We start from the raw sequence: 12,721 nt of genomic DNA on the forward strand, positions 1-12,721 counted from the left end.
GTCATTTTGTAAGGCAAAAAGACTGACTTTTGCTGTTTTTCAAATTCTTTGATGCAAAATTAGCAAAAAACATGCATAAGTAAGAAAGAAATATCAGAAAACTTTCGTTTTTCCGTGAAATTTCCTTTAATTTTGCAACCGTAATAAAATAACACACATCAATTATTGAACCTATGAAAAAGAAACAAACACTTGTCGTTGCCCTGATAGCGCTGGGACAGTTTGCCATGGCACAGAAGCCATACGCGACTGATTCCATCGAGTCTGCGGTGGACGAGGAAGCACAGTTTACTTTCACAGAGGCACAGCTTGGAGAGGATGACGACATGTCGCAGAGTGTCACAATCCTCAACTCCAATTCCAACACTTATGCCTCAGAAGTGGGTTACGCTTTCTCTCCCGTACGCTTCCGCTACCGCGCCTTCAACCAGAAGTACAATGACATTTATGTCAACGGCATGCAGCTGAACGACATGGAGAGCGGACAGTTCCGCTATTCTCTCGTCGGAGGTCTCAACAACCAGACACGCAGTGTGGAATTCGCCTTGCCTTTCGAGGACAACCAGTTCTCGCTGACTGCAATGGGCGGCTCAAACAACTATAATTTCCGTGCCGGCTCCATGCCTGTCGGTCATCGTGTGAGCATAGCCGGGGCAAACCGCAACTATACTGCACGTGCCATGTACACTTACAACAGTGGCTTCAACAACAACGGTTGGGCATTCTCCGGCTCACTGACTTACCGCTGGGCAAACACCAAGACGGCTTATGTCAAGGGCACATTCTATAACTCGCTGAGCTATTTCTTCGGCGTCGAGAAACTGCTCGGCACCAAGCACAGCCTCTCTTTCGCAACATGGGGCAACCCGACTGAGCGCGCCAGCCAGGCCGGATGTACCGATGAGAGCTACTGGCTTGCAAACTCAAATTTCTATAACCCTTATTGGGGATATCAGAACGGCAAGATTCGCAACTCCCGCGTTGTCAATGACTTTGCTCCGTCAGGACTATTCACATGGGATTTCAAAATCAACGACAACGCCAAGCTCACTACTACGTTTGGCGGAAGATACTCCATGTACAAGAGCACAAAGCTCAACTACAACAACTCCGATAACCCTCAGCCAGACTATTGGAAGCGACTCCCGTCAGCATTCTATGATGTTTGGAATCCTGACAACTCACGCAACGGAGTGCAGGGAAGCATCTTCGCGCCGGAATTCGGCCACGATGTGCCGGTCAACTGGTACACTGCTTACCAGTCTCTCGCTTACTCAGAAGCTAACAGGCAGGTCAACTGGGACCGTCTCTATGCTTCCAACAAGGGTGCTAATGCAGCAGGGACAGATGCCATGTACTTTGTTCAGGCAAAGCGCATTGACGCTCTTAACCTCCAACTCAACTCTGTGCTGAACATCGACATCGACCCTAAGCGTCATTTCACAGCAGGCATAGGACTCGGTGCAAACCACGGACGCCACTATCAGACTATGGAGGACTTGCTCGGTGCAGCAACTTACCACAACATCAACACTTATGCCCTGAGTTCTTATGGCATCAACTCACCAAAGGTGCAGTATGACCTCAACAACCCTAACGCCATTGTACGTGAGGGCGATACCTTCGCATACGACTATTATATCAATGTGCGCAAGGCAAACGCATGGACAGCCTACACTGCCAACCATGGCCGTGCACACCTGTTCTTCGGAGGAAGAATCGGCTACACCGACATGCAGCGCGACGGAAAGATGCGCAACGGTATGGCAGAGAACAATTCCTATGGCAAGTCTGGCATAGCACGCTTCCTTGAAAGCTCTATCAAAGCGGCTGTCTCATTCAATCTTGGCAAGGGACACGCCCTCTCTCTCGGCGGCAGTGTCGAGTCACGTGCACCACAGGCTTCCACAGCTTTCGCTGCTCCGGAGGTCAACAACGACTTTGTCACAAACCTGAAGAATGAGATGGTGACCAATGCAGAGCTCTCTTACCAAATGTCAACATCATGGCTGGCTCTCAACGCTTCGGCATACTATACATTCATCACCAACGGAACAGAGTGGCAGAACTACTACTTTGACGATGAGAACTCATTCACCTACGTTTCCATGACAGGCATCCATAAGGCAGCCTACGGTGCTGAACTCGGTGCAAGAGTGAAACTCACATCGTTCCTCGACTTCGAGGCTCTCGGCACAATCAGTGATGCAAAGTATCTCAACAATGCCAACGTGCGTTACATGAAGTCAACAGGCGGAACATACGAGGAGACACTTGTCTACAGCAAGGACATGCGCGAAAGCGGCACTCCGCTCACAGCTACATCACTCGGACTGAGCTTCCACATGAACGGCTGGTACATAGACCTCGCTGCAAAATGGTACGACCGCATCTATCTCTCATGGTCAATTCCACTTCGTTACGAGACAAGTTTGAAGAAAATGGACCTCATTAACACCGGTGTAGACGAGAACGGAAACATCATTACCAACGTTGATGTGCCGGAGCAGTCACGCGGAAGAGGCGGATGGATGGTCGACGGCTCTATCGGCAAGAACATCTACCTCAAGAAAGGAAGCCTCTCTTTCAACCTCTCTCTGACAAACATCCTCAACAATGTGAGAATATGCACAGGTGGTTATGAGCAGGCACGCATGGATTATACAACGGGCAACGATGGAGCTTTAAGCGGTTTCCGTATCTACAGCTTCTACAAAAACCCAAAGAAGTTCTACGCTTACGGCACAAACGGAATGTTCAATGTCACATATAAATTCTAAATTATAAGGAGGACTAAACAATGAAAAAGAAACTATTAGCGTTAACCGCCTTTGCGACAGCACTCCTTACCACCTCATGCCAAGATGGCGGATATGGCGATATGGACCACGTTTCGGCAATCACAGCCTATGGAAATCCGAACATTACCGAAAGAAACGTTGTCAAACTGCAAGATGTTGAAGCTCTCTATGCGGAGTTCAAGGAGTCTTCCTATCGCGGATGCAAGGATGTTGACCAGGACATTCAGCTGAAATTGCGTGTCACAGCCAACGACATTGGCGGCAACATCTATAACTATATCGCATGCGAGGATGTGACAAGCGGTGACGGCAAGTCCGTACTCATCTACATCTATTCCGGCGGACTGTTCTCCTATCTGCCAATCGGCCAGGAGATTCTCGTTGACCTGAAAGGATTGGCTGTAGGCACAAACGGCAACCAGCAGGCAATAAGCACACCGTACATGACCAGCAGCGGCAACACATATCCTAAGAACATGCCTTACTGGGTATGGCAGCAGCACTTCAAAATCGTGGGCTTCAACCCTGACGCTGTCAGACCACAGGAGTTCACTGTTGCAGAGTTCAAGAACGCTGTCTCACAGAACATCGGCAAACTTGCCGGACGTGTGGTGACAATCAAAGACGCTGAGATTGCCGAAGCTGACGGCACAAAGACATGGGCTTCAAAGGCTGACCTTGCAGACACCAACGATTTCAGTGTGGAACGCGCCATCGTAGGACTGCCGAAGACCTCCATCTTCATCAACACATCTACAAGCGCAAAGTTCTCCAACGAAATCATGCCGAAAGGCAAAGTTGACATCACTGCCCTCGTGGTGCGCTACGGAAGCAAATGCCAGCTCACTCTCCGCACAGCAAACGATGTGAAACCGGCTGCCAACTGATAATCACAAACAACAAAAGAACATTATACAATTAAAACATACAACACTATGAAAAAGATTCTTTATACCATAATAGCTCTCGCCATGTCAGCTTTCGCTCTCCAGAGTTGTGAGGATGTGCCGGAACCATACGACATTCCGGGTCAGGAGACAGGTGGTGGCACGGATATTCCTACAGTGGAGCCTGCCGGTGACGGTACTGAGGCTAATCCATATAACGTTACAGGTGCACTGCAGTACACAAAAGCTCTTCCTGCTGATGTCAATTCCGAGAATGAAATATATATCAAAGGTAAGATAACAAGCATTGTGGAAATCAACACAAGCAGCTTTGGCAATGCAACATTCTATCTTGCTGATGAAGGAGACGACAAGAATACATTCTATGTGTTCCGTTGCTATGATTTGGGTAACAAGAAGTTCACTTCCGAATATCTTCAGGTTGGTGATGAAGTTGTTGTCAAAGGTCTTGTGGTGAATTTTAAAGGCAATACACCGGAGACAGTAACCAACAAGGCTTATCTCTATTCCGTGAACGGCAACACAGGAGGTGGAGACAAACCATCCACAGGTGAGGCTAAGGGTGACGGCACATTGGAAAATCCTTATAACAGTGTCGCTGCAACTGAACTCGCAGCAGAGCTTGCAGACAATGCAACAAGCGAAGATGTCTACATAAAGGGTAAAGTTGTTTCTATCAAAGAGCAGTTTGGAAAAGAGTTTGGTAACGCAACATTCTATATCTCTGATGAAGGTACGGCTACAGACCAGTTCTACATTTACCGTGCACTCTATCTTGGAAACCAAAAATATACAGAAGGTATCCTGCTTAAAGAAGGCGATGAGGTTGTTGTATATGGTAAAGTGATGAAGTATGTAAGTGAGTATGGTACAACATTGGAAACTGCGCAGGGAAAAGCATATGTTTACTCTATTAACGGAAAGACAACAAGTGATGCCGGCGAAACTCCTGTTGAACCGGAAGTCAAAGGCTTCGATTTCTCTAAGCAGGGTTATACAAATGCTGAGAATGTTGACGGAAAAGCCATCAAATATGATGAGAACACCACTATGACGTTTGCAAAAGCAGATGGTGGAACACCTCCGGCATACTACAACACAGGTAGTGCGATGCGTATGTATGGCAGCAACACTCTGACTATCAACTCTACAAAGACAATCAAGAATATAACTATTACTTTTGCAACAGGTACAGATACCAGCAATCGTCCTTATTATGCAACAGCGGACAACAGTGCGTTCAATCCGGCAACTGTTGCTTTTGACAACAATATATCAACATGGACAGTTGGTGGAAACACTGCAACTCTGACATATACAACCAAAGGCGGACATTTCCGCGTAAAGACAATCAGTGTGGAATACGCAGAATAAACATTATCTGATATAACCTTAGTAACAATGGTGGCATGGCTTGCGCTGTGCCACCATGTTTTGTTTTATATGTTCTGGTGTTATGTCGTTGTTGTTGAGCTATATCCCTTTATTTTAGAAAATTAACAGAAACAAAACAATTATTTGTTAAATGTTTATTGTTAATTTTACGTATTAAGAAAAAACAAGTAATTTTGCACAATTAAAAAACTCAAAAACAATTTTCAGTACCATTATTCGCAAGAGTAATGCCTGTTGGGTTGTGCTATACATTATATTATATGCAGTGAGTTTCTTCAATATCGTATGTGGCAATAATTCAGCAATATACAAAGATAAAATTATAAAAAAGAACAAAGATTTTAGTAGGTATGAAAATGAACAAGATTGTAATGCTTGCAGCTGCGGCTGCGATGTTGGTGTCTTGCGGTAGCAAAAGTGGTGGCGGCAAGCCCAACTTTGGCGACAATGAGTACGCGGTAAGGACACTGAAGGGACAGAGTGCTGATTTGCAAACCTCTTATCCTGCGACCATCAAGGGTGTGCAGGATGTGGAGATACGTCCGAAAATTGCCGGCTTCATCACAAAGATTTGTGTGCAGGAAGGTCAGCAGGTGAAAGCAGGACAGCTGCTTTTCGTGATTGACAATGTCACTTATGAGGCAGCCAAGAATCAGGCGAAGGCAGCTGTCAACTCGGCAAAAGCACAGCTTGCCACTGCGAAGCTCACTTACGAGAACAGCAAGAAGCTCCATGCAAACAACGTCATCGGCGACTATGAGCTTTCATCAGCGCGCAACTCTTACGAGACTGCCATGGCTGCTGTGGCTCAGGCTGAGGCAAACTATACAGCGGCAAAGCAGAACCTTGACTTCTGCTACGTGACAAGTCCGGCAACCGGTGTCATTGGCGAGTTGCCTTACAAGGTGGGAGCGTTGGTAAGCTCTTCCATTCAGCAACCGCTTACAACAGTTTCCGACATACGCACAATGCAGATTTATTTCTCCATGACAGAGAAAGACATCATGGCACTCACAAGAAAGGACGGCGGCATAGCAAGTGCCATAAAGGATTTCCCTTCCGTGAAGCTGCAGCTTGCCGACGGTTCATTGTTCAACCATGAAGGCAAAATCACGGCAGTCAGCGGCGTAATTGACGCAACAAAGGGTACAGTACAGATGCGTGCCGATTTCCCTAATCCGGAGGCTCTTCTGAAGAGTGGCGGCTCAGGTTCGGTTATTATCCCTAATCCTACTCAGAATGCCATTGTCATTCCACAGGACGCTGTTATGCAGGTGCAGGACAAGTTCTTTGTCTATGTTGTCGGCAAGGACAATAAGGTGAAATACACTCCTGTAACAATCAACCCGGAGAACGACGGCAAGAACTATATCATCCAGAGCGGTCTGAAGCAAGGCGAGACCATTGTTGTCTACGGTGTCAGCACACTTAGCGACGGCATGGAAATCAAGCAGCTCACAGAGGCACAGTATGCCAAGAAACTGGAAGATGCCGAGAAACTCGGTGAGGCTCAGGGAGACCTCGAGGAGTTCAAGAAGGCTATGGGAAAATAACAAAGCAATCTGAGGTTTTGTCAGTGTTGACAGGCTTGACAGACAGTGTTAACAGTCTGACAATATTCGCAATATTGACAATACCGACAGTATTGACAAGAAAATAAGACAAACATGAAATTAGACAGATTTATTGAACGCCCGGTGCTGTCTACGGTGATTTCCATCCTGATAGTCATCCTGGGTTTCATAGGACTGGTGTCATTGCCTATTGAGCAATATCCTGACATCGCTCCTCCTACAATCATGGTGCGCGCATCCTATAGCGGTGCGAACGCCGAGACAGTGCTCAACTCCGTAATTGCTCCACTTGAGGAGCAAATCAACGGTGTGGAGGGCATGACCTACATGACATCTGCCGCCACCAACGACGGTTCGGCATCAATCACTGTGTATTTCCAGCAGGGAGCTGACGCCGACATGGCACAGGTCAATGTCCAGAACCGTGTGTCACAGGCTTCCGCCCTGCTTCCTGCCGAGGTTACCCGTGCCGGTGTGCAGGTCATGAAGCGACAGAGCAGTAATGTCATCATCTTTGCCCTGACCGGTGACTCTGCAAGGTATGACAACCAGTTCATCGGCAACTATGCCGACATCAACATCATCCCTGCCATCAAGCGTGTGAAGGGTGTCGGTGAGTGTCAGGCAATGGGTTTGCAGTCATACACCATGCGCCTGTGGCTTGACCCGATAAAGATGAAGAGCCACAACCTTATGCCAAGCGACATCACCGGTGTTCTTGCACAGCAGAACATCGAGGCGGCGCCGGGCAGGTTTGGCGAGCAGACCGACAACCAGTATGAGTACACTATCCGCTACAAAGGTCGTCTGAGAACTCCCGAGGAATTCCAGGACATGATTATCACCAGCGACACCAATGGTCAGACTGTCCGCGTCAAAGATGTGGCAAGAGTCGAGCTCGGCGGTCTGTACTATTCATTCAAGCAGAGTGTGGACGGAGAGCCGTCAATCATGATGATGGTGACACAGACAGCGGGAAGTAACGCGACACAGATTATCAAGGACGTGAAGGAAGTGCTTGCAGATGCTGAGAAATCCCTGCCTCCGGGCATGGAGATAAAGGTCATGCAGGATGTCTCCGAGTTCCTTAACGCTTCTATCGATGAGCTTATCAAGACCCTCTTTGAGGCATTTGTTCTTGTGTTCATCGTGGTTTACATCTTCCTGCAGGACTTCCGTTCTACACTCATTCCGCTTATTGCGGTTCCGGTGTCATTGGTCGGAACATTCTTCTTCCTCTATGCCTTTGGCTTCTCGCTCAACCTCCTCACTCTTGCAGCCCTTGTGCTTGCCATTGCGATTGTGGTCGATGACGCCATTGTGGTGGTGGAGGCCGTCCACGCCAAGCTGGACTTGGGATACAAGAGTACGCTCACGGCTTCAAAGGATGCCATGAGCGAGATTGCAGGAGCCATCATCTCCATCACTCTCGTTATGGCTGCGGTGTTCGTGCCGGTATCGTTCCTTGGTGGCACGAGTGGTACTTTCTACCGTGAGTTTGGTGTGACTATGGCCATCTCTATCATCATCTCCGCGCTCAACGCCTTGACCCTGTCCCCTGCACTTTGTGCCGTGCTGCTTAAGCCGCACAACGAGGACGGTTCGGAGCGCAAGATGTCAATGATTGACCGCTTCCACGTTTCGTTCAACGCTGCATACGGAAAGATTCAGGCAAAATACCAGAATGGAGTGCGTCGCATAGTCGAGCGTCCGCTGATAGCAATCGCATCAGTCATTGTCGGCATTGTCGCTATGGCATTGCTCATGATGAACACACGTACAGGTCTTGTGCCGGACGAAGATACAGGTACACTCTTCGTTACCGTAGCCACACCTCCGGGAACATCATTGGAGAAGACCAATGGTGTCATGGACCAGGTGGACAAGATGCTGAAGTCCAATCCGGGTATCCAGAGTACACTGCGTATCGCCGGTTACAGCTTCATCGGTGGTCAGGGTTCCAACCAGGGAACATTCATTGTCAAGCTGAAGACCTTCGAGGAGCGTAACGGTGCGGAAGGTCCGCTGAAGTATATCGGTGTACACAACCTTGGCTCATCAATGATTCTTGGCATGATTTACAAGCAGACAGCTGCCATAAAGGGTGCACAGATTCTTGCTTTCCAGCCACCTATGATTCAGGGATTCTCAGCAACAAACGGTCTGACATTCTCCATGCAGGACCGTACCGGCGGCGATGTCAACAAATTCTTTGACATAACACAGAAGTTCCTCGGCGAACTCAACAAGCGTCCGGAGGTTGCCAGTGCCATGACACAGTACAACTCAAAATATCCTCAGTACATGATGGATGTTGACGTTGCAAAATGTAAGCAGAGTGGCATTGACCCATCTGTTGTGCTGTCAACAATGCAGGGATATTTCGGCGGTCTCTATGCATCTAACTTCAACAGCTACGGTAAGCTCTATCGTGTGATGATCCAGGCTTCACCGGAGTTCCGTGGAGATCTGAAGAGCCTTGACAATATATATGTACGCACAGGCAACGGTACAATGAGCCCTATCGGCACTTACGTCAACCTTACAAAGATGTATGCGCCACAGGAGATTGACCGTTTCAACCTCTTCACCTCTATCAATGTCAACGCCTCAACAGCGGAAGGCTACTCCACAGGTGACGTAATCAAGGCGATGGAAGAAGTGGCAGCGGAAAATCTGCCGGAAGGCTACTCTTACGAGTTCTCCGGTCTGACACGTTCCGAGCAGGAGTCCAGCAACTCCACAGCCATCATCTTCGTGCTCTGTCTCACCTTCGTGTACCTCATCCTTTCAGCACAGTACGAGAGCTACATCCTGCCTCTGTCTGTAATCCTCTCCATTCCGTTCGGTCTGGCAGGAGCGTTCCTCTTCACCAACCTCTTCGGAAAGCAGAATGACATCTACATGCAGATTGCGCTCATCATGCTTATCGGTCTGTTGGCAAAGAACGCCATCCTTATCGTGGAGTTCGCCCTTGAACGCCGTCGTACAGGTATGGCTATCTCATGGTCGGCAGTGCTTGGCGCCGCAGCCCGTCTGCGCCCGATTCTCATGACCTCACTCGCCATGATTATCGGTCTGTTGCCACTCCTTGTGCCAATGGGTGCAGGCTACAACGGCAACATGACTCTTGGTGCAGCAGCCATCGGCGGTATGCTCATCGGTATGCTTTGCCAGATTATGGTCGTTCCTGCCCTGTTCTATATCTTCCAGGCATTGCAGGAGAAGATAAAGCCGATAGAGTTCGATGACAACAATGCCAATGTCGACTCGGAGTTGCGTCAGTACACAAACCCTTATGCTGCCGCCGAGCTTCAGAAGCAGTTTGACAAAAACGTAAATAAAGAATAGTGACAATGAAAGTTAGAAATATCATATTGTTTGCATCTGCCGCAGCAGTAATGAGCAGTTGCGGAATATACAACAAATATGAGCGTCCTGACGTAAACACACAAGGTTTGGTGCGCGACACAGCAAGTATCAGTGATACTCTTGCTGTGTCCGACACCGCCAGCTTCGGCAACCTGCCTTGGCGCAGCGTGTTCACCGACCCGCAGCTGCAGACGCTCATAGAGTACGCATTGGAGCATAACACAAACATGCTCAATGCCGCACTCAACGTGAAGATGGTTCAGGCACAGCTGACAGCAGCCAAACTGGCATTCGTGCCTTCATTCACGTTCTCACCACAGGGCACATTGTCTTCATGGGACGGACATACTCCAAGCAAAATCTACTCACTGCCTGTACAGGCAAGCTGGAGCATCGACCTCTTCGGCAACCTCCTCAACGCAAAGCGCAGCGCACAGATGCAGCTGCTTGCAACAAAGGACTACCAGCTCGTGGTGAAGACAGGAGTAATCTCCAACGTGGCAAACATGTACTACACACTCATGATGCTTGACCGCCAACTGGAGATTGTCAACAACATGGCTGACCTGACCAAAGAGACATGGCGCATCATGAAGCTCCGCAAAGAGATGGGACCTGTCAACGAAACCGCCGTACAGAGTGCAGAGGCGAACTATTACTTAGTACTCTCACAGGCCGCTGACCTGCGCCGACAGATTCGCGAGACAGAGAACTCCATGTCACTCCTCCTCGGACAGCCTGCACAGACCATCGCACGAGGAAAACTGGAGAACCAAAGCCTACCTTCATCCTTCAGCACAGGTGTGTCAATCAGCATGCTCAACAACCGTCCTGATGTACACTATGCTGAAATGTCCCTCGCCTCTTGCTTCTATGATGTGCAGCAGGCACGCTCAAAGTTCTATCCTAACATAACCATTAGCGGCAGCGGCGCTTTCACCAACAACAGTGGCGGTGGCATCGTCAATCCGGGAAAATGGCTTCTCAGCGCAGTAGGAAGCCTTACCCAGCCTATCTTTGCACGCGGACAGCTTGTAGCAGGACTGAAAGTGGCAAAGGCAAAGCAGGAACAGGCTTTCAACACATGGCAGCAGGCAGTGCTCTCAGCAGGCAGCGAGGTGAGCAACGCTCTCGTGCTCTACAACTCTTCCGAGGAGAAGAGCCAACTTGACGGCAAGCGCGTGGAAGTGCTGAAAAAGAACGTTGAGATGACAAAAGAGCTGTTCAGCTCAAAACCAAACACCACCTACCTTGAGATAATCACAGCAGAAAGCAACCTGCTCAACGCACAGTTGGCCAAAGTGCAGGATGACTTCTACAAGATGCAGGCGGTCGTAAACCTCTATTACGCTCTCGGCGGAGGCAGGGATTAACTTCAAAAAAAGACATAGCTATGAGTAACATAAGTCAACAAGCACACATCGACCCGAAGGCAAAAATCGGCAACAATGTCACCATCTATCCTTTTGCCTACATCGAGGGTAATGTAGAAATAGGCGATGACTGCGTCATCTACCCGTTCGCCAGCATCATGAACGGCACACGCCTGGGTCATGGAAACAAGGTTTTCCAGAACACCGTGTTGGGCGCAGAGCCACAGGACTTCAACTATCAGGGCGACTGCTCATGCCTCATCATCGGCGATGAGAACATCTTCCGTGAGAACGTTGTAATCAACCGTGCCACATTCTGTGAGGGAAACACACGCATAGGCAACCGCAACTTCTTCATGGAAGGCGTGCATGTCTCCCATGACACAAAGGTCGGCGACTACTGCACCTTCGGCTATGGCACAAAGGTGGCGGGCGACTGCGAGATTCATTCCGGTGTAATATTCTCGTCAAGCGTAATCATCAACCCTAACGTGCGCATCGGCAGCGGCTCGATGATTACCAGCGGTGTGCGTGTCAGCCGTGACGTTCCGCCGTTCATTGTTGCCACCCACAACCCTGTGGAGTACGGAGGCGTCAACGAGAAACTGCTGAAAACATCCGGCACTACTGACAAAGTAATCGCCCATATCGCCAACGCTTACCGCCTTCTCTTCCACGGTCAGACTGCCGTCTTGGACGCAATCAACCAGATTAAGCAGCAGGTGCCTGACGGAGATGCAGTACGCAGCATCATCAAGTTCCTTGAAACAACAGAAATAGGCATTATCTCCAAGATGTAAAGTCTCCATGGAATAATACCGAAACGATAGCAATCCTCCGCCGTGAGCCTGTCCATAGGCATCCGGCGGAGGATTTTTCATGCAATCTTTTCCATGCTATAACAGCATTGAGGCATATCTGCGCATTCATTATGCGGAACATTCGGAAAAGAAGAATGTCACATAATAGTAAAGGGTATTATTGGTATACGCCAAAACTCCACAATTTGTTGTGAAATAAATTTTTCATATTAAATGTTTCGCATAAGATGTGGCTCCGCCACACCTTGCAGCGAAATCCTGTTGCAGTACGCGAGGATAGGGACTTGTCACAACAGAAACAGATAAATAATAATGTGTTGTATACGTTTTAGCGACACCAATAAACGGGGTGGTACATCGCCATAAGCGTTAAAAAATGGAAAAAGAATGCCATTGCCCACGGCCTAATCTTGTAGGGTTGAGGGGAAATGCTTATTTTTGTATGCTCAAACAAAACAAAGGCTTTTTTCCTTATGC

At 48.6% G+C, this 12,721-nt stretch carries 7 protein-coding genes; all 7 read left to right on the plus strand.

Annotation, left to right across the window (positions count from 1 at the left end; translation table 11 throughout):
- Nucleotides 1–173 precede the first annotated feature (173 nt).
- The 7 genes from HPS57_RS13875 to lpxA all read left to right on the plus strand — a co-directional run bounded on the left by HPS57_RS13875 (nt 174) and on the right by lpxA (nt 12,223).
- On the plus strand, nt 174–2,780 hold the full coding sequence (locus HPS57_RS13875) for a TonB-dependent receptor (protein WP_369811553.1): 2,607 nt from the start codon (nt 174–176) through the stop codon (nt 2,778–2,780).
- A gap of 20 nt (nt 2,781–2,800) precedes the next feature.
- Entirely contained in the window at nt 2,801–3,688 is an 888-nt protein-coding gene (locus HPS57_RS13880) for a DUF5689 domain-containing protein (protein WP_172184146.1), read from the plus strand.
- 48 nt (nt 3,689–3,736) lie between these two features.
- Nucleotides 3,737–5,083, plus strand: coding sequence for a hypothetical protein (locus HPS57_RS13885; protein WP_172184148.1), 1,347 nt, complete (start codon nt 3,737–3,739; stop codon nt 5,081–5,083).
- 371 nt (nt 5,084–5,454) lie between these two features.
- Nucleotides 5,455–6,657 carry an efflux RND transporter periplasmic adaptor subunit gene (locus tag HPS57_RS13890; RefSeq protein WP_172184150.1) on the plus strand — a complete coding sequence of 401 codons (1,203 nt, stop codon included), beginning with the start codon at nt 5,455–5,457 and terminating at the stop codon, nt 6,655–6,657.
- A gap of 114 nt (nt 6,658–6,771) precedes the next feature.
- Nucleotides 6,772–10,029, plus strand: a complete 3,258-nt coding sequence (locus tag HPS57_RS13895) for an efflux RND transporter permease subunit (RefSeq protein ID WP_172184153.1) — start codon at nt 6,772–6,774, stop codon at nt 10,027–10,029.
- A gap of 5 nt (nt 10,030–10,034) precedes the next feature.
- Nucleotides 10,035–11,423 carry a TolC family protein gene (locus HPS57_RS13900; RefSeq protein WP_172184156.1) on the plus strand — a complete coding sequence of 463 codons (1,389 nt, stop codon included), beginning with the start codon at nt 10,035–10,037 and terminating at the stop codon, nt 11,421–11,423.
- 20 nt (nt 11,424–11,443) lie between these two features.
- Nucleotides 11,444–12,223, plus strand: a complete 780-nt coding sequence (gene lpxA, locus HPS57_RS13905) for an acyl-ACP--UDP-N-acetylglucosamine O-acyltransferase (RefSeq protein WP_172184159.1) — start codon at nt 11,444–11,446, stop codon at nt 12,221–12,223.
- The last annotated feature ends 498 nt before the right edge of the window (nt 12,224–12,721 follow it).

This window comes from Palleniella intestinalis, from assembly GCF_013166595.1.
In the GTDB taxonomy this organism is placed as follows: domain Bacteria; phylum Bacteroidota; class Bacteroidia; order Bacteroidales; family Bacteroidaceae; genus Prevotella; species Prevotella intestinalis.